The 25,928-nt window shown below is 70.6% G+C and carries 26 protein-coding genes; 16 read left to right on the top strand and 10 right to left on the bottom strand.

The annotated features are described in order from the left end of the window. Positions 1-18: 18 nt before the first annotated feature. Positions 19-612: a DUF2510 domain-containing protein gene (locus HQK15_RS11270; protein WP_173491553.1), complete on the bottom strand. Its 594-nt coding sequence runs from the start codon at positions 610-612 to the stop codon at positions 19-21. A 21-nt stretch (positions 613-633) separates the two neighbouring features. Next, entirely contained in the window at positions 634-1,236 is a 603-nt protein-coding gene (locus HQK15_RS11275) for a DUF2510 domain-containing protein (RefSeq protein WP_173491554.1), read from the bottom strand. A gap of 220 nt (positions 1,237-1,456) precedes the next feature. On the opposite strand from HQK15_RS11275, the gene HQK15_RS11280 reads away from it, so the two are divergent. The 5 genes from HQK15_RS11280 to HQK15_RS11300 all read left to right on the top strand — a co-directional run bounded on the left by HQK15_RS11280 (position 1,457) and on the right by HQK15_RS11300 (position 7,041). Next, positions 1,457-1,705 carry a FitA-like ribbon-helix-helix domain-containing protein gene (locus tag HQK15_RS11280; RefSeq protein ID WP_217361597.1) on the top strand — a complete coding sequence of 83 codons (249 nt, stop codon included), beginning with the start codon at positions 1,457-1,459 and terminating at the stop codon, positions 1,703-1,705. Further along, positions 1,702-2,127, top strand: coding sequence for a type II toxin-antitoxin system VapC family toxin (locus HQK15_RS11285; RefSeq protein WP_173491555.1), 426 nt, complete (start codon positions 1,702-1,704; stop codon positions 2,125-2,127). Before HQK15_RS11280 ends, HQK15_RS11285 begins: the two co-directional genes overlap by 4 nt. A 119-nt stretch (positions 2,128-2,246) precedes the next feature. Then, positions 2,247-5,615: a DEAD/DEAH box helicase gene (locus tag HQK15_RS11290; protein WP_173491556.1), complete on the top strand. Its 3,369-nt coding sequence runs from the start codon at positions 2,247-2,249 to the stop codon at positions 5,613-5,615. Between the two features lie 44 nt (positions 5,616-5,659). Beyond that, positions 5,660-6,124: a hypothetical protein gene (locus tag HQK15_RS11295; protein ID WP_173491557.1), complete on the top strand. Its 465-nt coding sequence runs from the start codon at positions 5,660-5,662 to the stop codon at positions 6,122-6,124. Continuing rightward, a complete protein-coding gene (locus HQK15_RS11300; protein WP_173491558.1) occupies positions 6,121-7,041 on the top strand; it encodes an NADP-dependent oxidoreductase in 921 nt (306 codons plus the stop codon). Before HQK15_RS11295 ends, HQK15_RS11300 begins: the two co-directional genes overlap by 4 nt. Positions 7,042-7,074: 33 nt before the next feature. Here the strand turns inward: HQK15_RS11300 and HQK15_RS11305 are convergent, their stop codons facing one another. Then, positions 7,075-7,638, bottom strand: a complete 564-nt coding sequence (locus tag HQK15_RS11305; RefSeq protein ID WP_173491559.1) for a hypothetical protein — start codon at positions 7,636-7,638, stop codon at positions 7,075-7,077. Between the two features lie 61 nt (positions 7,639-7,699). Between HQK15_RS11305 and HQK15_RS11310 the strand changes: the two genes are divergently transcribed. After that, the gene (locus tag HQK15_RS11310) at positions 7,700-9,457 is read left to right on the top strand and encodes a hypothetical protein (protein WP_173491560.1); all 1,758 of its coding nucleotides are present in this window, start codon (positions 7,700-7,702) and stop codon (positions 9,455-9,457) included. Between the two features lie 32 nt (positions 9,458-9,489). Here the strand turns inward: HQK15_RS11310 and HQK15_RS11315 are convergent, their stop codons facing one another. Next, positions 9,490-10,224, bottom strand: a complete 735-nt coding sequence (locus tag HQK15_RS11315) for a hypothetical protein (protein WP_173491561.1) — start codon at positions 10,222-10,224, stop codon at positions 9,490-9,492. 134 nt (positions 10,225-10,358) lie between these two features. Here HQK15_RS11315 and HQK15_RS11320 point away from each other — a divergent pair, with 134 nt between their 5' ends. Both HQK15_RS11320 and HQK15_RS11325 read left to right on the top strand, forming a co-directional pair. Continuing rightward, positions 10,359-11,369, top strand: a complete 1,011-nt coding sequence (locus tag HQK15_RS11320; protein WP_173491562.1) for an FhaA domain-containing protein — start codon at positions 10,359-10,361, stop codon at positions 11,367-11,369. A gap of 90 nt (positions 11,370-11,459) precedes the next feature. Beyond that, positions 11,460-13,007, top strand: a complete 1,548-nt coding sequence (locus HQK15_RS11325) for a serine/threonine-protein kinase (protein WP_173491563.1) — start codon at positions 11,460-11,462, stop codon at positions 13,005-13,007. A gap of 84 nt (positions 13,008-13,091) precedes the next feature. On the opposite strand, the gene HQK15_RS11330 is transcribed toward HQK15_RS11325, so the two are convergent. Genes HQK15_RS11330 through HQK15_RS11340 form a run of 3 tightly spaced genes read right to left on the bottom strand, consistent with a single transcriptional unit; the run spans position 13,092 to position 16,344 of the window. Then, positions 13,092-14,939, bottom strand: a complete 1,848-nt coding sequence (locus HQK15_RS11330) for a carbohydrate-binding domain-containing protein (protein ID WP_173491564.1) — start codon at positions 14,937-14,939, stop codon at positions 13,092-13,094. Beyond that, positions 14,936-15,751, bottom strand: coding sequence for a polyphosphate polymerase domain-containing protein (locus tag HQK15_RS11335; RefSeq protein WP_173491565.1), 816 nt, complete (start codon positions 15,749-15,751; stop codon positions 14,936-14,938). The genes HQK15_RS11330 and HQK15_RS11335 overlap by 4 nt, the downstream gene beginning before the upstream one ends. Continuing rightward, the gene (locus HQK15_RS11340) at positions 15,748-16,344 is read right to left on the bottom strand and encodes a DUF4956 domain-containing protein (RefSeq protein ID WP_173491566.1); all 597 of its coding nucleotides are present in this window, start codon (positions 16,342-16,344) and stop codon (positions 15,748-15,750) included. Before HQK15_RS11340 ends, HQK15_RS11335 begins: the two co-directional genes overlap by 4 nt. Positions 16,345-16,503: 159 nt before the next feature. Between HQK15_RS11340 and HQK15_RS11345 the strand changes: the two genes are divergently transcribed. Together HQK15_RS11345 and HQK15_RS11350 are read left to right on the top strand one after the other, a co-directional pair. Next, positions 16,504-16,869, top strand: a complete 366-nt coding sequence (locus HQK15_RS11345; RefSeq protein ID WP_173491567.1) for a hypothetical protein — start codon at positions 16,504-16,506, stop codon at positions 16,867-16,869. Between the two features lie 162 nt (positions 16,870-17,031). Beyond that, positions 17,032-18,327, top strand: coding sequence for a DUF222 domain-containing protein (locus HQK15_RS11350; RefSeq protein WP_173491568.1), 1,296 nt, complete (start codon positions 17,032-17,034; stop codon positions 18,325-18,327). A 6-nt stretch (positions 18,328-18,333) separates the two neighbouring features. On the opposite strand, the gene HQK15_RS11355 is transcribed toward HQK15_RS11350, so the two are convergent. Then, positions 18,334-19,311: a serine/threonine-protein kinase gene (locus HQK15_RS11355; protein WP_173491569.1), complete on the bottom strand. Its 978-nt coding sequence runs from the start codon at positions 19,309-19,311 to the stop codon at positions 18,334-18,336. Between the two features lie 45 nt (positions 19,312-19,356). On the opposite strand from HQK15_RS11355, the gene HQK15_RS11360 reads away from it, so the two are divergent. The 3 genes from HQK15_RS11360 to HQK15_RS11370 are packed head-to-tail and all read left to right on the top strand — an operon-like array spanning position 19,357 to position 21,571. Next, positions 19,357-19,929: an RNA polymerase sigma factor gene (locus HQK15_RS11360; protein WP_173491570.1), complete on the top strand. Its 573-nt coding sequence runs from the start codon at positions 19,357-19,359 to the stop codon at positions 19,927-19,929. Between the two features lie 33 nt (positions 19,930-19,962). Then, positions 19,963-20,646, top strand: coding sequence for a hypothetical protein (locus HQK15_RS11365; RefSeq protein ID WP_173491571.1), 684 nt, complete (start codon positions 19,963-19,965; stop codon positions 20,644-20,646). Between the two features lies 1 nt (position 20,647). Continuing rightward, positions 20,648-21,571, top strand: coding sequence for a hypothetical protein (locus tag HQK15_RS11370; RefSeq protein WP_173491572.1), 924 nt, complete (start codon positions 20,648-20,650; stop codon positions 21,569-21,571). Here the strand turns inward: HQK15_RS11370 and HQK15_RS11375 are convergent. Beyond that, complete coding sequence (locus HQK15_RS11375; RefSeq protein ID WP_173491573.1) at positions 21,568-22,176, bottom strand: DUF2238 domain-containing protein; 609 nt, start codon at positions 22,174-22,176, stop codon at positions 21,568-21,570. The two genes, HQK15_RS11370 and HQK15_RS11375, sit on opposite strands and share 4 nt — an antisense overlap. A 112-nt stretch (positions 22,177-22,288) precedes the next feature. Between HQK15_RS11375 and HQK15_RS11380 the strand changes: the two genes are divergently transcribed. Then, positions 22,289-22,804 carry a hypothetical protein gene (locus HQK15_RS11380; protein ID WP_173491574.1) on the top strand — a complete coding sequence of 172 codons (516 nt, stop codon included), beginning with the start codon at positions 22,289-22,291 and terminating at the stop codon, positions 22,802-22,804. Positions 22,805-22,840: 36 nt separating this feature from the next. Here HQK15_RS11380 and HQK15_RS11385 read toward each other — a convergent pair whose 3' ends face one another. Next, positions 22,841-24,298, bottom strand: coding sequence for an ADP-ribosylglycohydrolase family protein (locus HQK15_RS11385; RefSeq protein ID WP_173491575.1), 1,458 nt, complete (start codon positions 24,296-24,298; stop codon positions 22,841-22,843). 144 nt (positions 24,299-24,442) lie between these two features. Between HQK15_RS11385 and HQK15_RS11390 the strand changes: the two genes are divergently transcribed. Continuing rightward, positions 24,443-25,219 carry an A1S_2505 family phage non-structural protein gene (locus HQK15_RS11390; protein WP_173491576.1) on the top strand — a complete coding sequence of 259 codons (777 nt, stop codon included), beginning with the start codon at positions 24,443-24,445 and terminating at the stop codon, positions 25,217-25,219. Between the two features lie 12 nt (positions 25,220-25,231). Next, positions 25,232-25,921 (top strand): NUDIX hydrolase, encoded by a 690-nt coding sequence (locus HQK15_RS19120; protein ID WP_367649144.1) that lies wholly within the window; start codon positions 25,232-25,234, stop codon positions 25,919-25,921. Positions 25,922-25,928: the final 7 nt, after the last annotated feature.

Genomic DNA, 25,928 nt, shown 5'->3' on the forward strand with positions numbered 1-25,928 from the left:
GTGCAGTCCAGCCCCACCTCACCCGCCCAGGCGCCAGGTGATCGACCCGGTGGCCCACTCCGCGGTCCCGGAGTAGCGGTAGCCCGACAGGGTGCCGTCATCGTTCTCCTTGTTGACCGCCAGGCACTCGAACGTCCCGGTGAGCGAGGTCAGGTCGTCGGTCGAGCCGCCTCCCATAGCGGTGCACTGCGAGCTCTTGATGGGGCCGTCGAGCAGCCCGTCGTCGACCTTCTCCTTGGCGTCCTTCGTGACTTCCTTCTCCAGAGCCCTGACCAGCCGGCGCCGCAGGCTGCGCTCGGTGTCGTCCGCCGCCTCCTGGGCGTCCGCCTCGGCCTGCGCCTCGTCCTCGGCGGACTGCTGCTCCGCGCGAGCCTCGGCTGCCGCCACTCGATCACGCTCTGCGGCGTCGTTGTGACGCTTCACCGCCACGCCCGTCCCGACGCCGGCGACGAGCACCAGCGTGACGAGCGAGACGATGACGGCCTTGCGCGGTGGGCGGCGCGACCGGCGTACGTACGCGGTCCCGCAGCTCGGGCAGAAGTCGCCGTTGCTGGAGCTCTGGACGCTGCACTTGCGGCAGATGCGGCTCTGCGGCTGGTCAGGTGTGCTCATGGTTCCCCCTGGAGCTCCGGCTCAGAACGAGTCGTTGATCGTGATGCGGTCGTACTCGGTGGTCAGCTCGTCCGCGCTGAGGCACGTGAGCGTCGTGGTCTGTCCGACCGCGACCGGCTCCGTCGAGCAGTCCGCGAGCGCCAGCACCTCGGTGCCCTTCATGAACTTGATCTCGACCAGGGCCGAGTCCTTCTCGTCACGGTTGTTCGTGACCTTGAGCCCCTTGATGTCGGGGCTGCCGAGGCCGTCGTCCGAGACCTTCCAGCCGGCGGCGTAGTCGAAGCCCGACACGGAGAACTTCTTGCCCTCGACGATCGTCAGTGGGTTGTCGGGGCCGCCGGGCTCCTTGTCCTTCTTCTCCGCGGCGTCGATCGACTTGCCGACCTCGTTGGCAGCTCCGCCGACGAGCGCCAGGCACCCGCCGATGAACAGCACACCCACCGCGATGATGCCGAGCATGGTGTTGCGGAACGTGTGGCGCTTCTTCGCCGGGGCGGCGACCTGCACGGGGCCGGCCTGCTGCAGATGGTCGGTCCAGGCGTTGCCGTCCCACCAGCGCATGGCGCCGGTCGAGTCGGGATAGAAGCCGGGCGGCGTGGAGCCGCTGGGAGTCTGATCGGTCATGGGATGCCCCTCTGTGATGGACGACCCCTGTCGCCCGCCGAGCCAGCATCGGGCACGATCACGGCGAAAAACGGGCTGTGGGGCGTACGTGGTCACAGCGAGCCATGGACGTGGCTCCTTCGAGCCGTGCGTGCTCGTCCACAGGCGCTGGCAGATCTCTTGAGGGCGTGATCAGGGACCCATAGAATGGCTGAATGCATTGCATGCATACGAAGCGGAGGTGGTCGAAGTGAGCATGTTGACGGTGCGTGACCTCGACCCGGTGGTCAAGGCAAAGCTGAGGGAGCGGGCGGCCCGCCGCGGGCGATCGATGGAGGCCGAGGTGCGACAGATCCTCGCGGACGCAGTCGCGACCGACGGGATTCGGCCCAGCCTCGCGGACAGCGTCCTTCAGCACTTTGCGGGCATCGATGTCGAGCTCGACCTGCCCGACCGGTCTGCAGACGTGCAGCATCCAGTCGAGCTGTGATCATCGTCGACACGAACGTCGTGTCTGACCTGATGCGAGGTGGAACGCCGCAGGTCCTCGCGTGGCTCTCGACCGTGGCCGGTGAAGACCTCTACACGACCGTCATCACGCGCAGCGAGATTCGCTATGGCATCGCCCGCCTGCCGCAAGGCAAGCGACGGGACGACCTTGATCGGCGCGCGAGCGCGTTCCTCGACGAGGTGGCCGATCGAACCCTGCGTCTCGACGTCGCGGCCGCCGACCGCTACGGATTCGTAGTGGCGGAACGCGAGTCGGCCGGTCGCCCGATCCCACGGTCCGACGCGCAGATCGCGAGCATCGCCTACGTCCACCGGGCGACCGTCGCAACACGCAACACTCGTGACTTCGAAGGCTGCGGCATCTCGCTCATCGACCCCTTCGTCTTCGGTGACCCGGCCTGACCAGTCCCGAACTGATTTGGCCCAGCAGCGCCATCCACAGGCGCGTGCGAGGATCCGGCTTGTCCCCAGCAGCGCTGAGCCCGCTGGCTCGTCGGCCGGGCCCGAGCCACGCTGGATCGATGACCGATCGAGAGGGCTGGCCCGGCTGGTACGACAGCCGCCGCCTGCTGCGCGAGGTCGTGTCGGCGGGCCCGGCTAATCTCGCACACGTGCCGCCGACCATCAGCTCCCTCACCGACGCGGAGCTGCGGCGCACGTTCGACTCCGGCTCGTTCGCGCGCGGCAAGGCCTACGCACACGCCGGGCGGGTCACGGTGCAGGACATCGATCCCGACGGCGACTCGGCGACGGCGGAGGTACGCGGCTCCGACCCGCAGACCTACTCCACGACGGTGCAGGTCCGCGAGAGCAAGGCCGGCAGCACCCACATCTCCGGCACCTGCACCTGCTTCGTCGGGTTCAACTGCAAGCACGCCGTGGCGCTGATCATCGCGGTGCGCGGCGCGATCGAGGCGTCCGAGCCCGAGCCGGAGCCCGTACGCCAGGTGCTGCCGCAGGACTCGTGGCGCCGTCGCCCGCAGGCCCGTCCGTCCGAGCCGCAGTGGCGGGCGGCCCTCGCCCCGCTGGTGGGGGCGCCGTCGCCGACGACCGCGACCGACTGGGCGCTGCGCATCGACCTCGCACCGTCCTACTACCAGGGCGACGCGATGATGTCGGCCCGACCGCTCAAGCGCGGCGCCAAGGGCAAGTGGATCAAGACCGGCGCGACCTGGCCCGACGTCGAGGCGACCGCCCGTGGAATCAGCGGCGGCAACCCCCAGGTCAACGCGCTGGCCGAGCTGCAGGTCGCTGTCCGCACCCACTACGCGCACGTCCGCCGGTCCGACGGCTCCATCGACCTCAGCGGCCTCACCCGCGACGCGTGGCGGGTCTTCGACGAGCTGCTTGATGCCGGCGTCACCCTGCTCGGCCCCGACGACGCGCAGGTCACGATCCTCGACCAGCCCATCTCCGTCAGCATCGACGTCGCACCGCGCGACGACGGGCTCGTCGTCGCGGCCAGCCTGTCGGACGACGACGTCGCCGAGGCGTGGGCCTACGACCGCACGATGCTGATCGGGCAGCCCGCCCACGGCATCGCCGCATGGGACGATGACCACCCGAGCCGCCTGTGGCTGGCGCGGTTCGACCACCCGCTCGACCAGCCGCTGCGCACGCTGCTGGTCAACCGCCGCGGGGTCCGGGTGCCCGGGGGCGACGCCGCCGAGTTCCTCCGCGACTTCTACCCACGCCTGCAGCGCGCGGTCGGCTCCGTACGCGTCGACCCGAGCATCGACGTCCCCGAGATCGTCCCGCCGCGCCTGTCGGTCACCGTCAAGCACGACGGGCTGTCAGCCGAGGTCGAGTGGGGCTTCGCCTACGACATCGACGGCGAGACCGTCCGTACGTCGTGGGGCCCCGGACGCGAGCCGTTCCGCGACCACCGCGCCGAGCAGGAGCTCGCCGACGCCTTCGCGCCGCCGCCGGGCCTGCCCGTCACCACGACCGCCTCGGGGCAGCTGCGCCTGGTGCCGCAGGCGAAGGTCGACGGCTACCCGGCGGTCGTCCTCAGCGAGGAGGTGGTCCCCGCGCTCACCGCCGCCGGTGTCGACGTCAACACCACGGGCGACCGTCCCGACTACCGCCTCGCCAACACCGCGCCGGTCGTGCACATCTCGCTCGAGGACGGCAAGGACCCCCGCAGCGACTGGTACGACCTCGCGGTCACGGTCACGATCGAGGGGGAGAAGGTCCACTTCGGGCCGTTGTTCGCCGCCCTCGCGGCGGGGGAGTCGCACGTCGTGCTGCTGAGCGGCACCTACCTGTCGATCGACCGTCCCGAGCTGGTGCAGCTGCGCGAGCTCATCATGGAGGCCCGCGAGCTCACCGACCGTCGCAGCGAGCAGCTGCGCGTCAACCGCTACCACGCAGGTCTCTGGGAAGAGCTCACCAAGCTCGGCACCGTCGACCGCCAGGCCGCGAGCTGGCAGCAGTCGGTCGACGCCCTCGCCTCGATCGACGAGATCCCCGTCCCCGACCTCCCGGCCGGGCTCCACGCCGAGCTGCGTCCCTATCAGCGCGACGGCTACGCCTGGCTGAGCTTCCTCGCCGACCAAGGTCTCGGCGGCATCCTCGCCGACGACATGGGCCTCGGCAAGACCGTGCAGGCGCTGGCGATGATCGTGCGCCAGGTCGAGCGCGGCAGCGGTCCGTTCCTCGTCGTCGCCCCCACCAGCGTGGTCGGCAACTGGGCGCGCGAGGCGCAGCGGTTCGCGCCGGGGCTCAAGGTCGCGACCATCTCGGGCACCCGCGCCCGCCGAGGCACCGACCTGGCCGACGCCGTCGAGGGCGCCGATCTCGTCGTCACGTCCTACGCGCTGTTCCGCATCGAGAACGACGCCTACCGCGAGCGCACGTGGGCCGGTCTGCTCCTCGACGAGGCGCAGTTCGTCAAGAACCACCAGGGCAAGACCTATCAGTGCGCCCGTCGCCTCGACGCCCCGTTCAAGCTCGCGATCACCGGCACCCCGCTCGAGAACTCCCTGATGGACCTCTGGTCGATGCTCTCGATCGTCGCGCCCGGGCTCTATCCCGACCCGCAACGGTTCGTCGAGAGCTATCAGCGCCCCATCGAGGCCGGCCACGGCAAGGACCGGCTCGAACGCCTGCAGCGCCGCATCCGCCCGCTCATGCGCCGCCGCACCAAGGAGGAGGTCGCCTCCGACCTGCCGCCCAAGACCGAGCAGGTGCTCGACGTCGCCCTCAGCCCCAAGCACGCCCGCATCTATCAGACCCACCTGCAGCGCGAGCGCCAGAAGGTCATGGGCCTGCTGGCCGACGACTCGTCCGACCACCGGTTCGAGGTGCTGCGATCGCTCACCAAGCTGCGGCTGCTCAGCCTCGACCCGGGGCTCGTCGACGAGCAGTACGACGACGTCGGCTCCGCCAAGATCGACGTGCTGCTCGAGCACCTGCAGGAGGTGACGTCGGAGGGCCACGCGGTGCTGGTGTTCAGCCAGTTCACGTCCTACCTCGCCCGGGTGCGGGCGCGCCTCGACGACGCCGACATTGCCTACTCCTACCTCGACGGACGCACCCGCAATCGCGCCGCCGCGGTCGACCAGTTCACCTCGGGCGAGACCAAGGTGTTCCTCATCAGCCTCAAGGCCGGCGGCGTCGGGCTCAACCTCGTCGAGGCCGACTACTGCTACGTCCTCGACCCGTGGTGGAACCCCGCCGCCGAGGCCCAGGCCGTCGACCGAGCCCACCGCATCGGCCAGACCCGCCCCGTCATGGTCTATCGCCTCGTGTCCGCCGACACGATCGAGGAGAAGGTCATGGAGCTCAAGGCTCGCAAGTCCGCCCTCTTCGACGCCGTCATGGACGAGGGCGCGGCCCTGTCGGGTGCCCTGAGCAGCGACGACATCCGAGGTCTTCTCGGGCCGTGAGACACCGGGAGGTTGCGCCCGTGCCGGCTGGGTACGGTCGACGCATGCGCATCTTCAAGCACCCCATCAAGAAGCTAACCCTCCTGGCCGCGTTCGGAGGTGGGTACGTGCTGGGCGCCAAGGCCGGCCGCGAGCGCTACGAGCAGATCAAGCAGACCGCGCAGCAGGTCAAGGACGATCCCCGTGTGCAGCAGGCGACCGCCCAGGCCGAGGACCTCGTCCGTGAGGCAGCCACCAAGGTCACCGAGGACCCGCGCGTCAAGGACGTCGTGTCCCGCGCCGAAGACGTCTTGCGCGACGCCGGTCTCAAGACACCCGAGCAGACCGGCGTCCACCCGTTGCTCGCCGACGAGCACTACGAGTCGCAGGACGAGGTCGTCTACAGCAGCGGCCCCGACATCGAGGAGACGATCGACGAGCTCGCCGACACCCAGCTCGACGAGCAGCCATTCGCCGAAGGACCCGATGTCGACGGACCCGTCGGTGGCGAGCGGAGGGGCGACGCGTGAAGGCGATCACCTACGCCGCATACGGCGAGCAGCTCGAGCTGACCGACGTCGACGAGCCCAAGGTCGGGCCTGACTGGGTCAAGGTGCAGGTCAAGGCGACCTCGGTCAACCCGGTCGACTGGAAGATCGCCTCCGGCGGTCTCGACGGAGCCCTCGACACGTTCTTCCCGGTCACCCCGGGCTGGGACGTCGCCGGCGTCGTCGAGGCGGTCGGTCCGGCCGTCACGTCGCTGGCGCCCGGCGACGAGGTCTTCGGCTACGTCCGCAAGGACGCCGTGCACGGCGGCACCTACGCCGAGAAGGTCGCTGCGCCCATCCGCACCCTGGCCAAGAAGCCGGCCAACGCTAGCTTCGCCGAGGCGGCCGCCATCCCGCTCGCCGGTCTGACGGCGTTCCAGGCCCTCGTCCACGCGCTCGACGTGGCGGGCGACGACGTCGTGCTCATCCATGGCGCATCGGGCGGGGTCGGCTCGTTCGCCGTCCAGATCGCCCGGTCGCTCGGCGCACGGGTCATCGGCACGGCGTCGGAGGGCAACCACGACTACCTGCGCGATCTCGGTGCGGAGCCGGTGGAGTACGGCGACGGGCTCGTCGACCGGGTGCGTGCGATTGCGCCCGACGGCGTCACCGCGGTGCTCGACCTCAACGGGGGAGACCTCGACGTCAGCCCCGAGCTGCTCGCCGACGGGTCAGCTGGCCGCATCGCCTCGATCATCGACCCTGCGGTCAAGGACCTCGGCGGGCACTACGTGTTCGTCCACCCCGACGCCGCTGACCTCGACGAGCTCGCCGAGCTGTTCGACGACGGCACGCTGACGGTCCAGATCGCCGAGACGTTCCCGCTCGCCGAGACCCAGAAGGCATGGGAGCTCAGCCAGGAGGGTCACACCCGCGGCAAGATCGTCATCACCGTCTGAGAGTCGCCGTCTGGGTGGAGGGCGACGGCCGGCTCAGGCGCCGTCGTCAAGGCTGTGCAGCACCTCGTGGGCGTCGTCGTACGCGTCGAGGGGCAGGCCCAGCTCTCGGCGCACGCGCCACCGGCCGTTGAGGCAGAGCACCGGCATGAGGTGCACGTCGCCGGGCTGGATGTCGCGCAGCGGGATCGTGAACCACCGCAGTGCCTCACGCAGACGTCCCGCCTCCTCGAGCGACTCCGCGATCCACTCGTAGTCGCCGAGCACGAGCTCGTCGGCGCGGCTGCTGACCATCAGCCGGGTCAGCAGCTCGTCGACACCTGCGCCGTCTTCCGCGGCGAGGGCGATGTCGAGCAGCCCGGCCCGCGGGTCGAGCACCGTGCGGCCGCCGTCGTCCAGCGCGGCCTGATAGGTCGCCCGCGCGTCGTCGACCAGCCCCTCGGCAAGCAGGTCGTCGGCGAGGTACATCTGCACCTCGGCCCAGCCCTCCTCGCCGGCGCTGACCTGGTCGAGGAGGCGCCGGTAGTCGGCGATGCGCTGCGCCCGGTTGGTGATGTCGCCGATCGTGTCGAGCTCGTCGCCGAGTGCTTCCCAGTCCATGACGACGAGTCTGGCAGGGTGACGCATTCCGTGAGGCAGCAGGGAATCCTAGGATCGGGTCATGGCCAAGAAGCGAGACCGCAGAACACCATCGAGGACGCGGGCCCGGAGCAGGCCGTCGGGTCAACAACCACGCGAGGCTTCGGGCAAGCCTGCCGGTGACGAGGTCGAGGTCGAGGTCGAGGTCGACCCGGCCCGGCTTGATCTGATGGCCTGGGTGCAGGAGGCAGTCGACTCATCGGACGTGCTGGAGCTGCTGCGCCTCGTGAGCATGATGGCCTCGACCGCTCACCGTTCGGGGGGCTCGGTCGAACCCCATGAAGCCCGCGACAGCATGACGTACGACGAGCTGCTCGACAGTTTCATGGAGGTGTCCATCCCGCCGACCAGCGCGATTCTCGCGGTGGCCGCGGCAACCCACCTCGACGAGCTTCGCCGAGGCAGGATCAGACGTGAGCTGGTCAGACGACGCCACCCGCTGCCCGGCTGGCTGCGCCAGCTCGACCTTGTCACGAGCGGCACCTACCGGGTCACCGAGCCGTTTGGAGACGGCGAAGACATCGTGGTGGGCGTACGTGTCGGCACCAGCCGCGAGTTCACGCTCATCGTCCTGGTCGACCATCACAACGGTTCGGCCATCAAGGATCTACTCATCTCGCCACGCCCGTTGGACGAGACGATTCTCGACATGCACGGCATCGAGGGAGTCGGTGACCTGACGTTCACGCCCATCGAGCGTGCCGACGCTCGAGCGAAGCTGCAGGATGGCATCGAGCGGGGCGACCGTCTCTGGCCCCCCTTCGAGGCCGAGTCGTGGCCCGCGGCGCGCCCGTTGCTGGAGTGGGTGCTGGCCACGATGCCCACCGGCGGCCAGGGCTGGGAAGACCGTGAGTGGTCCGACAAGGAGCGCGAGGCCCTGGTCGACGAATTCATGAGGTCGCCTAGCGGCCGAGAGCTGGTCGGCGACGATGACCGCGACATCGTCGACACGCTGGTGTGGTTCGGCGCGGACCACGGAACAGGAGACCCGCGCCGGTGGAGTCCGACGAGTCTCGAGCTTCTGCTGCTCGACTGGGTCCACCGCAAGGTGATGGCCGACGGGTCATACCTGGCACGCCTGCCTCAGGTGTTGCGTCTGCTGATCGTGTTCGGCCACCAGCGAGCGGGAATCGACGATGTGATGACCGGGGAGTCCCTCGATGCGCTTGCTCGTTTGGAAGGCGCCTACCTGGCACGCCTGATGAGCTCGTCTGGGGACGTTCTCGACGACATGTCACATGAGGAATACATGCTCACGGTGCTCGAACGGGTGGTCGGAGGATCGAGCCACTTGTGGGGCCTCGACGATCTGCCGTTGCCGGACGAGGCGATGGAGCTGGCCGAGGTGCCAGCCGACATCCGTGCCCGCGTGAGCGAGGTGCAGAGCCTGCTGGACCGGGTGAGCGAGGAGCGCCTCGACATCGAGGTGCGAACCGTCTGGCGGCGGCTGCTGCACGACATCGCTGTTGGTGATCCGCAGATCTTTCGGCGGAAGTCGGCAGTGACACGTACGGCCGCAGCCATTGCGTGGATCGGTGCCAAGGCGAATCATGTCGTCGGTCACGGGGGAATCATGTCGGCAGAGGATCTGCTGGGGGCTTTTGGTGTCAAAGGCTCAGTGTCACAGCGCGCCGAATCGATGCAGCGAGCGATCGGCGTCGATCCATTCAGGCAGTACGGCGGAATGGACCTTGGAACCGTGCGCTATCTGACGTCAGTTCGTCGGGCCGATCTGATCAGCTCGCGGGACTTCTGGGAGGAGAGACGGCCGCAGCGTTGATCCGCGTCTCGTAGGTGCAGCGGTCGTCGCCGTCAGCCCGACAGCCGCGCGAGCCGCTCCCGCACCTCGTCGAGCAGCCGGGCCGGGAACTCCGAGGTCCGGCGACACCGCTCGACGAGATAGACGATCTTGTTGAGTCGCGGCCCCGGCATCTCGAGCCCGCGCGACTCGATCGCCGGACGCATGACGTTGCGGTCGAAGCCGCCGTCGCTGGGCACGTGGATGCCGCGCCAGTCGGCGAACGCCTGCTTGAGGTCGCCGTGCGCCACGACGCCTTGGTCGGGCGAGAGCGCCACCGCGATCGCCCCGACGAGCCATGCGTTGGAGCGCTGCAACGAGTCGAGGTCGAGCTGCATCGTGCCGGAGTCGGGCGGAGCCGTCGCCGGCGCGTCGAACGTCACGACGGCGCTGAACGTCAGGTCAGGGAACCGTAGCTCCACCCGCGACCCGCTGTGCGTCAGCGAGATCTTCTGACCCGGGGCGGGTGTCGTCGACCCGCCGAGGGGAGTCGTGAGCTCGACCACCGCACCGTTGTCGCGCTGGCCACGGTGCACGACCGGCTGGTTGGCCGTGGCGGTGATCACGAGCGACGGGTCGCTGACGTAGGGCAGGCGCACGAAGACGTACGTCGACCCGTCGATCGTCTCGGCGACCAGCGGCTGCTGCGCCGGCAGGTTCATCCGCCGGGCCAGGACGAACGCGCGTCCCACCTCGAGCGAGGCCTCACCGGCGTGCTGATCGCCGGCAGACCAGGCGATGTGCAGCACCGGGGCTCCTCCGTGGACTCTGGACTGGGACTGGGGGACTGGGACTCTGCAAGGGGACTGGGTGACCGGCCTGGCGGTGGAACACGTTCCGCCGTGGCTCGACCCAGGTCACCCGTGACCCTGACGATGATGCCATGGGCACTCTCTCGTCACTCACCATGAACCTGCTGATCCTCGTCGTCTTCGTCGCGGTCGTGTACGTCGCGCTCCGGGTCGCGCAGAGCATCTTCGGGACGAGCTCGAAGAAGGCCGCCGCGACCGAGGTCGCCGCCAAGCTGGTGTCGTACCCCACCGGGTCGTCCGCGGTGCTGCGTCGCCGCTTCGTCCGTGCCCTCACCGCGCAGCACGTCGTGATGCCCAGCGGCGAGCGCCTGGCGTTCGGTGACCTGACGGTGCGCGTCGCCCCGGAGGACCTCGAGCGCCTCGACCCCGACGGCGACCTCGAGCGCCTCGGCGACGACGGCGCCCGCCTGTATGCCGCGCACGCCGAGCGCGCCGGCTGGGCCGTGCCCCGCCAGGTGCGGGTCACCGTCGAGGTCGACCCCGGTCTGCGCTCCGGCTGGATCCCGCCCGCGCGGGGCAGCGGACGGGCCGAGCCGGCCCAGCGTGACGCCAAGCCGGCCGTGGGCTGGGACGCCGTCCCGGCGGCTGCAGCTGCCGCCCCCTCCGTCCGGCCCGCCCCCGTCCTGGCCCCGGTGCCGGCGGCCGCGCCCGTCCAGCACCCGGCGCTCCGACCGGCCAAGGTCGACCCCGACGCGACGATGAACTTCCCGGCACTCGTGCCCGACCTCGAGGACACGTCGCCGACCATGAACGTCTCCAGCGGTCTGAGGCTCGAGCGCGACGGCACGACGTACACGATCGGTCGCGGCGGCGCCGTCCTCGGCCGACTGCCCGAGAGCCCCGTGACGTTCGCCGAGCCGGAGGTGTCCTACCGCCACGCGGCGATCCGCGTGCAGGGCGTGCAGTGGCAGGTCAAGGATCTCGGCAGCACCAACGGCACCACGGTCGACGGTCAGCGCATCGACGGCGACGACTGGACGACGGTCCACGCCGGGTCGGTGATCGGCCTCGCAGGCGTCCGCATCACGGCGGCGCTCGACACCGCCGGCACCGTGCACCTGCAGGACGTCAGCAAGCGCTAGGGCCACGTAGGACAATGGACGGGCAGCGCGCCGCATCGTGGTGAGTCTGCAGCCATGAAGCTCAGGCCGAGGAGAAGGGGGAACAGCGACATGCCGGACCCTCTCGCGACGACCCCTGTGCCGGGCGTCTCGCCGCCTCCACCCCCCGCGACCGTGCCCGTCGGCGAGCGGTTCGAGCTGCTCAAGCGCATCGGTGCGGGCAACCACGGCGTCGTGTTCCGCGCCCGCGACAGCCAGCTGCAGCGCGAGGTCGCGATCAAGCGGTTCTCGCACTTCGTCGCCGACGACCCGCGGGCCATGCGCCGCATCGAGCGCGAGGTCGCGACCCTCGCCCGGGTGTCGCACCCGCACGTCGTCACGGTGCACGACCTCGTGCACATGGCCGACGGCGACGGCGAGGTCACCCCGCACCTGGTCATGGAGCTCGTCGACGGCACGTCCCTGCGCGACCTGCTCGCGACCCAGGGCCCGAGCCTGCGATCGGTGACGGTCGTGCGCGGCGTGCTCGAGGGCCTCGCCGCCTGCCACCACGCCGGCATCCTGCACCTCGACATCAAGCCCGCCAACGTCCTGGTGACCCCCGACGGCGCGATCAAGATCGTCGACTTCGGCATCGCCCGCGCGGCGTCCGACGCGACGGCGACCGTCGCCGGCACCCCGCACTACATGGCGCCGGAGCAGTTCGACGGACGTTCCGACGAGCGCAGCGACATCTACTCCGTCGGCTGCCTGCTGTACGAGTGCCTGACCGGCAAGCCGCCGTTCGAGGGCACGATGGCCGCCCAGTTGCTGGCCCACCGCAACCACCCGCGCCCCGACCCGCGCGCGCTTGCTCCGCAGGTCTCGCCGTCGCTGGCCGCCGTGGTCCAGCGGGCGATGGCCGTCGAGCCTGACCACCGCTACCAGACGGTCGAGCAGATGCTGGGCGCCCTGGCGGGGGCCGACCTCGCGCCGGCCGTCGCGGTCGCGTCGCCGGTCCCGGCCGCAGAGCGGACGTCCGTCGCGCCGGCGGCAGCCGCTCCTGCTGCGCCCTCGGCCGTGCCCGCCAGCGACGTGGTCACCCGGTGGACCAAGCTCGAGTCGTACGCGACCGGGCTCGGCCTCAGTGCGTTCATCATCGCCCTGCTGCCCGGCCTCGTCTGGGTGACGACGGCGTTCGTCCCGTACGACTACCGCCCCGCAGCCTGGCGTGACACCCACGCCACCACGTGGTGGATGCTCGCAGTGGCCGTCGCCGGCGCGTGGCTGCTGCTGCGGCGTCAGGCCTTCTTCGCGGCGCTCGGCGGCCCGGCGACGGGGGAGCAGCGTCCCGGCTCACGGCTGCACCCGTCCCTGCGATCCGGTCTCTGGATGGCGACGGGAGCCGCGCTGCGTGGCTCGATCCCCATGCTGTTCCCCTGGTACGTCCTGCTGGTCGCGACCCTGGTCGGCGGCGCCGGTGAGTCGTGGCCGTCTGACGTGTTCGACACCGCGTGGGGCATCGGCTGGGTGCTGATGCCCGCCGCCGCGCTGGCCCTGACCGTTCGCGGGATCACCCGCCTGCGCCTGCGGTTCGGGTCGCTGTTCATGGCGATGATCTACTTCGGCGGCGCCGTCCTCGCGATCATCCTGTTCGTCCTCTACCCCCAGGCGATCTGACCCCCGGCCCTTGCGTCATGACGATCGAGGGCCAGGGGCCACGTTCGTGATGACGCAAGGGGGGCTGGGGGTAGGGGGCTGGGGCTACTGCTGCGCCGCGGCGTCCGGGGGAGTCCCGCCGCCCATCCGCCCGCCGCCCATGCCGCCGGCAGCGGCCTCTCCGGCGGTGCCGGTCCCGGCCTCGGTGGCCGAGTCGAGCGAGCCCGATGCCGCGAGGCCGCCGGTGCTGGTGCCTGACGCGGTCCCGCCGACGTACGCCGTGTAGGTGTCCCCGTCGACGATCGCGTCGGAGGAGTAGACGACGTTCTGCATCGCCTTCGACGCCGTGAAGGTGGCGACGACGTCACCGGCGGAGTCGACGACCTGGACGACGTCGCCGGCCTCGGCCGCTGCGTCGAGCGTGATCGAGACGAAGCCCTGCTCGGAGTCCTCGGACGGCGTGACGACCATGCCCGAGCTGCCCGCGGCGAGCAGCTCGCCGCCATCGACGGTGAAGGTGCCGTTGACGTCGAGCGCACCGTTGCCACCGTTGGTCGGACCGTTCACGACGACCGTGCCGCCGCTGATCGTCGCGGTGCCGTTGGAGTCGAGGCCGTCGCCCTCGCTGTCGATGACGAGCGTCCCGCCGGTCACGACCAGAGAGAAGTTGCCGACGGTCTCGCCGCCACCTCCGCCGGGACCCTGCTGCTCGGTGCCGTCGGCCTCGGCCGCCTCCTCGGTCGTCTCGGCCGCGTCGCCGGACGCGTTGACGCCATCGTCGCTGGCCGTGACCGACACGTCGCCGGCGTTGACCGCGATGTCGGCGCCCTCGAGCCCCTCCGACGCCTTGGAGACGGTGACGGTGCCGCCGTCGATGGTCAGTCCGCCCTCCGCGTGCACGCCGTCGTCGCCGGTGGCGAGCTCGATCGTGCCGTCGACCAGGTGCACCGCGCCGTCGCTGTGCAGCGAGTCGTCGGACGCGTCGACCGAGATCTCGCCGCCCTCGACGACCGTGATGACGCCGGACTTGAGGCCCTTGGTCGACACGTCGTCCGCAGGGGCGGTGGAGCTGCCGCCGCCGGAGACGACGTCGATCGTGCCGTCCGTGACGAGCAGGTCCGTCGCGGCAGAGACGCCGTCGCCGTCGGCCTCCACCGTGATCGATCCGCCGGTGACGAGCACGTAGCCGGCGTCGGCGTCGTCCTCGTTGTCGGCCTTGAGACCGTCCCCAGCGGCGGTGACCGTGACCGTGCCGTCGTTCACGACGAGGTAGTCCTTGCCGCGGATTCCGTCGTCAACCGCCGTCACGGTGATGTCGCCGCTGTCGATGACGAGCCCGTCCTTGCTGGCGATCCCGTCGTTGCCGTTGCCGGTGACGGTCAGCGCGCCCTCGCCGGTAATCGTCATGTCGCCGGCGCTGAACAGGGCCGCGTTGACGTCGGCGTCGTCGGCGTACGAGTCGGCGTCGCTGAGCGAGCTGGAGCTGCCGTCGGGCAGCACGACGACCAGACGGTCGACCTCGGTGGCGGCGATCGCAGCGGTCGACGACGAGCTGATGTCGGCGTCGTCGAGGATCAGGGTGACGTCGGCGCCCTGCGCGTCCACGACGACGTTGCCGTCAGTGAGGGTGCCGCTGAGCCGGTACGTCCCGGCTGCCGTGATGGTCACCGTCGACCCGTCGAGCGTGACCCCGTCGCCGTCCGACGAGGCGCTGGAGCCGTCCAGGCTGATGTCGACGACGTCGTCCTCGGCATAGTCGCCGTCCGACGACGTGTCATGAGCCTCCTTGTCGTCGGCGAGCACCTGGGCGACGGTCTGGCTCGCGTCGACGGTGCTGACGGCGGTGGCCGCAGCGGCCGTCGACGAGCTGTCGGACGAGCCGCAGCCGGTGAGGGCGAGGGCGGTCAGGATGGCGCCGGTGGTGCCGGCGACGATGTGCTTGCGGATCTTCATGAGACGTTCTCCTGCTGGATCGGGGCGTATTGGATCGGGGCGTGGTCGGTGAGGGTCGTGCGGTCGAGGGTCGAGAAGTGGCGGCGGATCACGGGGTGCCACCTGTGGGACGGGAGGTCGGGGCGCATCACGGCGAGCCCGGTGGCGTACTTCGAGACCGACCGGGGCCGCTGGCGCATCGACCAGAGCAGCCGGTCGACCTCGGAGGCGCTGCCGGTCGACTTGGTCTCGACGATCGCCAGGTCGCGCGGGGTGAACCCGCCACCGCCGGGCAGCTGCCAGTGCAGCTCGGTGTCGATCGTCGTCCGGCCGCCGCTGACGGGGGAGTAGAGGGTGCTGCGGTCGTACTCGGTGGTCAGCACCGGCGCCAGCGACCGGACGTCGGCCTCGATGCCGCCGGCGCGCAGCGCCTCCCGGACGTACGCGCGATCGTCGGGGTCGAGCCGGTCGTCGCGCCAGGCGGGCACCCGTTCCTTGACGGTGGAGCCGCGCTGGCCCCGGGTCTTGACCTCGACGAAGCGGTCGCCGCTGTCGAGATAGGTGCGGATGCGGACCTTGAAGCGTCGCCGCCGTCCCTGCGCCGCGCCCAGATAGCTGCTCAGCGCCGGGGTGTCGAAGTAGACCGAGCGGTAGCCGAACTCCCGTGCGCCGTCGATCTCGAGCACCATCGCGCGGTCGTCGAGCTCGGTGACGAGGCGGTCGGCGATGGCGCGGGTGACGAGATACTTCCGGTCGATGCGTGTCAGCAGCTCGGCCCGAGCCGTGAGGTCGTCCAACGAGATGGGCTCGAGGCCGGCGAGCGGGCCGATCATGCGCGGACCCGGGTAGCGAGGTGGCTGACGTCCTCGTGGCGGACGGGTGTCGGCTCGACCTTGTAGCGGACCTCGACGAGGGTCGTGTCGTTGACGAGGTCGACCTCCTTGACGAGCAGGTTGGTGACCCGGCCACCGAGCAGGGGCTCCAGGTGCAGGCGCAGGGCGGTCTCGTCGACGTACGCCACGTCGAGCCGCATCGACTGCGAGCGGTGCTTGCTGAACAGTCGCGGGTGGTCGCCGACGAAGAGCGTCGCGACGATCAGCGCCATGAGCGCCACGGTCAGGCCGGTCAGCGTCTGCTCGAGGCCGGAGAGCAGCCCAAGCGCGAGCGCCGCGAAGTAGTACGCCACCTCGTGCTGGGCGATCTCATCGGACCGGAGACGGATGATCGACAGCACGCCGAACAGGCCGAGGCCGAGGCCCGCGCCGATCGTCGACGAGCCCAGGGTCGTCGCCACCGCCAGCACGCCGACGTTCACCCCGAGGAAGGCCACGACGAGGTCTCGTCGGTGGTGCCGGGGGAAGTAGACGGCGAAGGTCAGGATCGCGATGGCGATCAGGTCGGCGGCGATGACGGGCAGGTGGGTCACGAGGAGCTCCTGGGCTTGGCTGGTCGGTGCTGGTCACGGGGACGTTGTTCATCCATGAGACCGCGCGGGCTTGTACGTTTCCTGTGAAGGCACTGAGCGCCGCCGAGGAGTCGAGGCCGTGGACGTGCGGGTGCCGCGTCCCGCCCGTAGCGTCGAGGCATGAAGAAGCCGAGCTACAGCCTGATCATGTCCGCCGCGACCGCCGGCTACGCGGTGTTCGCGCTCGCCAAGCCCCGCCACCTCGGCGCCGCCCTGACGAAGAGCCCGTTGAAGCAGCCCGAGTACGACGTCGTGGCGCGGCTGTTCGGCCCCCGTGACCTCGCCGTCAGCGCGCTGGCGATCCTGGCGCCGTCGGCCGCCGTGCGGGAGCAGGCGATGGTCGCTCGGGTCGTGCTCGATCTCTCCGACGCGGCCTTGCTGACGCCGGAGGCGACCACGGTCGGCGCCAAGGCGAAGGTGCTCGGAGCGACCCTGACGTGGGCCGGTCTCAACGTCGCGGCGATCCTCGCGGACCGGAAGCGCTGACGACGCCACGACCCGTGTCAGAGGCATCGTCTAGGCTGGGAGTGACGACTATGTTGTTCGATTAATCGCTGAAATAGCAGGAGAAAAGCACGAGAAGGCTCTTGCGGCTGGCGGCCTCTTCGGGGTAGGATCGAACATACGTTCTAGTCCTCCCGGAGTGCCATGATCCTCGACCAGCTGTCGTCACTGACCGACGATGCCGCTGCGGTCGAGCCGTGGTCACTGACGGCCGCAGAGCTGCGTGAGGTGGCGGTCGCCGTCCAGCGGGCGCGCACCGGGCTCGACGCGCTGGCGTCACGACTGGTCGGTGCCGCCGACTGCATGGGGCTTCCGTCCGAGGAGGGCGCAGCGTCGACATCGGCGTGGTTCGCCAACCTGACCGGGGTGTCGAAGGCTGAGGCCGGACGGCTGCTCGGGCTGTCGCGCGTGACGACCTCCAACACCGAGGCCACCCGCGCCGCTTGGGCCGCCGGCTCGATCTCCACCGACCAGGCCGGAGTCATCATGCGGGCCATCGACGGCCTGCCCGACTGGTGCGGCGACGAAGAGCGCGGCGACGCCGAGGCCCATCTGATCCGGCTCGCGGGTGACTACAACCTCGACGACCTGCGGCGACTGGCCAACCGGGTGATCGAGGTGATCGATCCCGACGGCGCCGACGAGGTGGTCGGCAAGCAGCTCGAGGCGCAGGAGAAGCAGGCGTGGAACGCCACGCGGCTCGTCATGCGTGGGCGCGGCGACGGCACCACCCGCGGCACGTTCGTGATCCCTGACCAGCATGCCGACACCCTGCGCGCCGCCGTCGAGGGCATCGCGGCCCCGCGGCGCAACGCCGCCAACGCTGCTCGCCACGACCTGAGCGTCGACTCCCTGAAGGCCCTGCCGCACGCGCAGAAGCTGGGGCTGGCCCTCCTCGAGCTCATCGAGCACCTGCCGCAGGACGCGCTGCCCCAGGCCGGCGGCCTCGCTGCGACCGTGACGGTCAACGTCGACCTCGACGCTCTGCGGACCGGTCGGGGCACGGCCACGACGTCGTCCGGCACCGAGGTCTCAGCGGCCACGGCCCAGCGGCTGGCCTGCAACGCCCATCTCGTGGCGCTCTACCTCGACTCCGACTCGCGCGTCGTCGACCTCGGCATGTCGAAGCGCCTCTACGACCGTTACCAGCGCTACGCGTTGGCCGCCCGCGACCAGGGATGCGTGTGGGCGGGTTGTGATCGGCCACCGGCGTGGTGCGAGGCGCATCACCTCACGTTCTGGTCCGAGCAGGGGCCGACCGACCTGGCCAATGCCGCACTGTTCTGCCACTTCCACCACCACCTGCTGCACGAGGGGGAGTGGACCGCCCACATGGCGCCCGACGGAGTGGTCGAGGTGGTGCCGCCGAAGCGGGTCGACCCCGAGCAGGTGCCGCGGCGGCACGCGAGGTTCATCCCTCAAGAACCCCGGGCAGCGTAGGGGCTGTCAGCGCATCACGAACCACGTGACCACGGCGGTCGCGACGAACACCGCGGCCGCCAGGGGCACGACGATGCGCGCGCGCCAGCCTGTCGGCCCAGAATCGTTGGAGCCAGAATCGTTGGAGCCAGAGCCGTTGAAGCCAGAGCCGTCGGAGTCGGACCCGCCGGAGGCCACGTGGGCCAGGGCGTCGGCGAGCTCCTCGGCGGTTCGGGGGCGTCCCGCGGGGTCGAGCGCCATCGCCCGGGCGAGCAGCGAGTCCAGCGACGTCCGGTCGAGCGGCGGCGGCAGGTGCCGTGCTGCGACCAGCCTGGCGGGTCGGTCGGCCGCGGTGCGGGTCACCAGCGTCATCGGGTCGCTCACGTCGAACGGCAGCGACCCGGTCAGCAGCACGTACGACACGACGCCCAGCGCATAGACGTCGCACCGCTCGTCGATCGCCCGGCCGAGGGCCTGCTCCGGCGCCATGTACGACGGCGTGCCGGTCGTGACCGTGATGCCCGATGCCTCCGCGAGGCGCTTCGCGCTGCCCAGGTCGGCGACGAGCACGTGCTCGGTCCCGTCGGGGTCCACCGCGACCAGCAGGTTGCTCGGCTTGATGTCGCGGTGCACGACCCCGGCGCCGTGGAGCACGCCGACCGCGCGCGCCGACTGCTCGGCCAGCCTCAACGCGTACGCGGGGTCCAGCGAACCGTCGGCGCGCTCGGCGAGGGTCCCGCCCGAGATGAAGTCCATGACGAAGAACGGTCGATCCTCGTGGGTGCCGACGTCGTAGACGCGGACGACACGCTCGCTGGCGATGCGCCGCAGCAGCCGCGCCTCGGCGAGGAACCGCTCGCGCACGTCGGCGTTCTGCGACCAGTTGTCGGCGAGGATCTTGACCGCGACAGGGATCTCCAGCTCGGTGTCGAAGCCGCGCCACACGGTCGCGAACGCTCCCGACCCGTGGACGGCGTCGAGTCGATAGCGCCCGATCTGCCTCATGACGAGTCAGTATGTAGGGTCAGCGCACCGAGACCGTGGAGGGGCATGGACACGACCGACTGGGACGACCTCGTCGCCCGCGCGCGCAACGGCGAGCCGCACGCGATGGAAGACCTGCTCGCCGCGGTGCGTCCGCTGGTGCTGCGCCGGTGCTCGAAGTTCCTGCCCTACCGCCAGGACGCCGAGGAGGCCGCGCAGGAGACGCTGCTGACGATCGCGACGAAGCTCGACGACTTCAGCGGTCGCGGGTCCTTCGCCGGCTGGGTCACGGTCATCGCGTCCAACACGGCGCTGATGACGTACCGGTCGATGAAGAAGCGGTTCACCGACACCACGACCGACGCCATCGGCGAGACGCCCGACCCCCGCACGACCAGCGTCATCGCCGGCACCCGGCTTGACCTCCTCGACGCCCTCGAGCAGCTCGAGCGGGACCACCCCGCTGCGGCCGCGGCGTTCGTGCTCCGCGACCTCGGCTCGCTGCCGTACGACGAGATCGCCGAGCTCACCCAGACCCCGGTCAACACCGTCAAGACGCGCATCCACGCCGCTCGCGTGCACATGCGCGAGAAGCTGGGAGTTCCGGTGGAGAACTTTTCGGACGGTCCGCGCATCTAGGTCGTGAACGGACATCCAGAACGGAGCACGACCATGATGAAGAAGCAGATCGCCGGCATCGTCTTCGCTGCCAGCGTCGTCGGCGGGGTGGGGGCGGGCGTGCTCGCCAACGCGCTGACGTCGGACAGCCCAGCGACGGCCAGCCCGGGCGCGACCAGCGCCACCACCGGCGCGACCCCCGCGGCAGATGGCACGGGGGGCACCGGCACCGGGACGCCGCAGGAGTCGCCGGTGTCGACGCCGGGCGAGCCGTCCGACCTGAAGATCGCCCACGGCGCGATCGGCCCCGTCAGCGCCGGCATGAGCAAGAAGGACGCCCTCGCGACCGGGCTGTTCAACACCGACCTCGAGGCGCCCGTCGAGGGCTGCCCGGCCCCGCCACTGGAGTGGAAGGTGCCCTTCTCCGACGCCTTCGACGTGCTGACGGTCGGCAACGGCGAGATCATCAGCCTCGGCGTGCGGGAGAAGGGTCCCGTGACCCAGGACGGGATCGGCGTCGGCAGCTCGCTCGCAGACGTCGAGGCGACCATCGAGGAGCCCACCCCGGTTGAAGCGGGCTACGGGCAGACCGGCCTGTACGACTACGAGCAGCAGACGGGTCGCTGGATCGGCTACCTCTTCGACGCCGCACCCGACGCGGTGAAGGCGACCGACCCCGTCACCTTCGTCGAGGTCACCAAGGGCGCGCAGCCCGGACTGATGCGAGACGGCTGCTGACATGAACAGGAGGATCGGGGGGATCGTCCTGGCTGCGAGCGTCGTGGGCGGGGTCGCGGTGGGCGTCGCAGCCGGCGCGATGACCGGGGAGAAGCCGTCGCGGCCGGAGGCGAAGGTCTCCGCCGCGTCGAGCCCGACTCCGTCTGCCACGCCGTCCGCGCAGCCGGCCAAGAAGCCGACGGTCGAGGTCAAGGACCCGATGCTGGTGACGAACCGCGACGGGTCGGCCACGCTCTCGGCGACGCTGGTCAACCACACGGACCAGTCGGTCGACATCAACAACGCCTCCGTGAAGGACCACCGGGACGCCTCCCTGCTCGTCTACGGGCGCAACGCCGCTCTCGAGCCGGGCTCGTCGATGCGGATCGGTGGCGTCGACGACGACTACCGGATCCGTCTCCGCGACCCGTTCCCGTATGACAGCGCCAGGCTGGCCCTGGAGTTCATGGAGCACGACGGCATCGACGCGGGCCCCACGGTCACGTTCCGGTCGAAGGTCGTCGAGCGTTCCGCCGCACATGCGGACGTCGCGAACAACGGCCCCAACACGGCGGTCACGGTGCACGACGCCAAGATCGTCGTGGTCCCGGGACAGTCGAAGGCGTACGTCGCCGGGTGGATCACGTCGACCATCGAGGACTATGCGTATGACCTCCCGACGGCGATCGACTCCTCCGGCGGACTGATTGCCTATCGGCACCAGACCGCGACCGGTGGGCCGTACGGCATCGGCGCCGTTCCCGGTCAGGAGATCCAGCTGGGCTCTCCGCCCTATCTCGACCGGGAGCCGCACGGCGACGCCGACTACTTCCGGGCGAAGGAGGTGACGGTGGGGGAGACGGTCATGGTCACGATGAAGTTCCCGTCCGGTGACCTGGTCACCCCGTTCGAGGTGGTCCGGGGCAACGCCGACGGGACGATCTAGGTGGTCGGGGCCCTGGGGCGGGTCGTCCGGTCGACGATCAGCGCGCCGACGAACGCCCCGAGCGTGCCGAGCAGCTCGTCGCTGAGCGTGTCCTCGTACGCACCGTCGAGCTCGGTGCCACGGCGGATGAACGTGTACCACTCGCCGAGCTCCCAGCCGACCGCGAGGATCGCGCCGAGTCCGGTGATGGCGACGACGAGCAGCCATCGAGGCTGCACGTCGGCGCGGGCGATCAGCAGCCCGCAGCCCCAGAGCAGGAGCAGCCAGTTGGCGAAGTGGTTGATGTTGTCCCACGGCTCGATGGAGTCGTAGAGGTCGAGGGTGTTGCCGGTGACGTCGATGAAGAACGGAGCCATGATCAGCGCGAACGCACCCCAGGGGAGCGCGTTGACGCTGGTCGTGGCCCCGTCCTTCGATCCGGAGCGGGTCCTCCACCACCAGATCGCCGGCACCAGGAGCATCAGGAACGGGTAGAACCCGAGGCGGTAGCCGAAGCCCTTGCCCTCGTACTGCTCGAGCCCGCCGAACGCGCCGACGGCGAGCTGGACGACGGTGAGCGCGAGGATGACGACAGCGGCCCAGAACGTGCGGGGGCGAGATGACATGCGCTCAGACTGGCACAGCCGCGTCGTCCACAGCCGGACGTCGGACGCCGCGCATCCACAGGCCCGTGCTGGGCGATGGGTTCGAGGTGCGCGCGGGCCTAGCGTCGACGACATGATCCATCCGTCCCGGCAGAGCCGCCACGACCAGGCCCTTCCCGCGCTCGCGCGCTTCTTCGACGAGCAGGCGCGCGGACGGTCCGAGCCGACGCGGATGCGCTACGACCGCGTGCACCAGCGCTTGCTCAAGTTTCTCGCCGAGGGTGACATGAGCCGCTGCCTCGACCTGCGGGAGAACGCGTGCCTGGCAGAGGCCCGCCAGCGTGGACAGGGGTTCTTCGAGGTGTTCGGGCTCGAGGAGATGCTGGTCTGCCTGCTGCGGTTCGTCGACGACGACTGGCTGCTCGACCCCGTCACCGACGCCCGTGCCCAGGTGATGCTCGCCGGGCGGTTGGCCACGTCGCTGCAACGGTCGGGGCTGCTCGACCGCGACCTGCTCGGCTGCTCGGTCTATGAGTCGGAGGCGGCGATCCGCGCTGCGCAGGAGCGGCTGCGTCCGCCGTCGCGCCGGGACGCGGCGGTGGGACCACCCGCCTTGCGGCTCATCCGTGGTGGGCTGGCCGATTCGTGATGCCGATCCCGATGCCGTCCCCGGTGCCGAGGTCGATCAGTCGCCGGCCGGACGGACGAGCGCGGCACGGTCCCACACCAGCCCCCGGCCACGCAGCCGCGGCAGCACGGCGCGGAGATCGGACTGCGCCTGGTCTGCCGGGACGCCGAGCAACCGGGCGTACGCCACCGCCACCGAGGGCGTCCGCTGCTGCGCGGCGACGCAGTGGACGAAGACCGTCCTGCCCGCGTCGCGCAGGTCCTTGATCACGTGCGCGGCGTCGGCGAGCAGGAAGTCGAGGTGCGGGTTGTCGTCGGGGTCGTCGGAGTCGACGAGCCACACGGCCGCGTGATCGTCGACGTCGGCGAAGTCGTCGGCGCCGACCCGGCACAGCGAGACGACGGCGTCGCAGCCGTGGGCGGGGGAGCGATAGGTCCCGAGCTTCACGCCGTCGTCGTGCGGGTGGGTCACGAGGTCATCCGGTGCCTCGACGTAGTCCCTGCTCGTCATGTGGGGCGCGACCGGCCATCCGGTCGAGGTGCCCCGGTCGGCCGTGCGAAGGGCGAGCGCGACGAGCCCGCGGGCGCGGTGCCCGCCATAGCCGTGGACCCGCCGCGACCAGTCTGCCGGGATCGCCGACGCACCCCAGACGGCGCCGAGCAGTCCACCGGCGATCGCCGCGACGGTGTCGGTGTCGTCGCCCGCCCGTACGGCGTTCATCAGCGCGAGCGCGAAGTGCTGGGCGGGGACCGTGCCGGCGGCGGGGTCAGGCTTCGGCGTCGGGGTCCACGTGATCGCGGCCCACGCAGCCTGGAGTGCGTAGACGGTGAAGCCGTTGCGGGCGAACGTCCGCGGGTCGACGTCGGTCGCCTCGTCGATCCACTCGTGCCACTGGTCGCGGCGGGTCTCGGGGATGAGGTCGAGCCCGGCGAGCAGCTCGAGCCGGCCGGTCGTGACGGCCAGGCGGATCGCCTCGCTCCACAGCACGCACGACTCCAGGCCCAGCGGGTCGTTGTGCGTCAGGGAGGCGACGGCGCGGGCTGCGGCCGCGGTGGCGTCGCGGTCGTCGAGCCGCGAGAGGGCCACGACGGACGTCCGCATGAGGGCCCCGTTGCCCACACGTCCGGGGAGGGCGAAGGCGTGCTCGGCCGACACGTCACGCATGGCCCGACCACGCGAGCCGCCGCGGACCCGGGTCTCGGCGAAGATCGCCCGGGTCTGGCTGCCCACGTCCTTGGCCGTCGCCGCCCAGGCGAGGAACCGCTCGGCGATCTCGTCGAGGGCCTCGTCCGACGTGAGGTCGGCGCCGGTCGCTGCCACCTCGGCGATGCAGACCGCCATCGAGGTGTCGTCGCTGTACTCGCCGGGGTCGAAGCCGAAGGGCCCGCCGCCGGTCATCTGCGGCACGAGCGGCTCGGGCAGGGCCGGTCCGAACTCGTACGGGACGCCCAGCGCGTCGCCGCACGCCTGTCCGAGCAGCACGCCGGCTGCCCGATCGTGTGACTGTCGTGCCATCGCGACCACCTCTTCCTGATGTGTCGACCGCCTGTCGACTACATTAATACTCACTTCTACTAATAATGTCGGGCGGGTCTGACAGATTGGTGGGAGTCGACGAGTGGGACGAGACCGAGTGCGTCCACGGAGCAGGGGGCAGACATGAGCGACGACGACCTGACAGGCCTGGCCGAGCGGGCCGAGGCCGCACTCAAGGAGGCCTGCGGCGCCGACGACCTCGCGGTCGACGACGACGGCGACTGGCCGATCGACGTGCAGGGCACGCAGATGTACGTCAGCGTGGTCGACGAGCCACGACCGCACGTCCACGTCTTCGCGCGCATCGCGACCGATGTCTCGAGCGACGCCTGGGCCGAGATCAACCACCTCAACAACGCGATGCTGTGGGCCAAGGTGATCCTCGGCGACGACGGCGGGGTCTTCCTGAGCTCACGCCTGCACCCGTCCGCCGTGACGGCCGAGGTGCTCGACACGACGCTCGAGGCGATCGCCGAGTATGCCCGCGACTGCGGCTCGATGCTCGAGGCGGTCTATGGCACCGGGCCGATCGACCCCGCGCAGCAGCGCACGACACCCGATGCCGTGACCGCCCTGGAGCCCGGTGCTGTCTTCGTGTTCGGCAGCGGCGCGACGGGCGGGCACACCGGTGGTGCGGCGCGGCTCGCGGTGGAGCGGTTCGGCGCCGAGCGGGGAGTCAGCGAGGGCCTGCGCGGAGACAGCTATGCCATCCCGACGATGCAGGGCTTTGCGACGTTCGAGGATGCCGCCGGGCGCTTCGTCGTGTTCGCCGCCGAGCATCCAGAGCTCGAGTTCTGGCTGACGCGCGTCGGTTGCGGACACGCTGGTTTCGCCGAGTCCGCCGTCGCCGAGCTGTTCGCCGGCACGCCGGCCAACGTGATCAAGCCACCCGGCTGGTGACGACGTGACGACGTGGTGAGGGAGCAGGGCCCGCCGCAGCACCCGTGGGCGTACGTGGCGGTCGACGTCGTGGTGCTCACGATCCGCGACCGGCAGCTGCAGGTCATGACGATCCGGCGCGCGATCGCTCCCGGGCAGGGCGGTCCCGCGCTGCCCGGCGGGTTCGTCCGTCTCGACGAGGACCTGGAGGCGGCCGCGCGGCGTGAGCTGCGCGAGGAGACTGGCCTGGAGGTCGACTACCTCGAGCAGGTCAGGACGTACGGCGCACCCGGTCGCGACCCGCGGGCCCGGACGTTCGCCGTCCTCTACCTCGCCGTGATGGCGGACCTTCCCGACGGGGCGGCCGGCACCGATGCGTCCGCCGCGTCCTGGGTGCCGGTCGACGAGCTGCTCGCCGTCGACCTGCCGTTCGACCACCACGAGATGCTCGTCGACGCGGTCGAGCGGGCCCGCTCCAAGCTCGAGTACACCCCGATCGCTGCCTCGTTCTGCCGCACCGCGTTCACGATCGGCGACCTGCGCCGCGTCTACGAGATCGTCTGGGGCAAGCGGCTCAACCCCGCCAACTTCGCCCGCAAGGTGCAGTCGGTCGAGGGGTTCGTCGTCGAGACCGGTGACGTGGTCTCCGAAGGACGCGGCCGGCCCGCCAAGACGTTCACCCGGGGCGACGTCACCCGCCTGCATCCGCCGCTGCGACGCTGAGCGGCCG

The sequence above is a fragment of the Aeromicrobium stalagmiti genome (assembly GCF_013283745.1).
In the GTDB taxonomy this organism is placed as follows: Bacteria; Actinomycetota; Actinomycetes; order Propionibacteriales; family Nocardioidaceae; genus Aeromicrobium; species Aeromicrobium stalagmiti.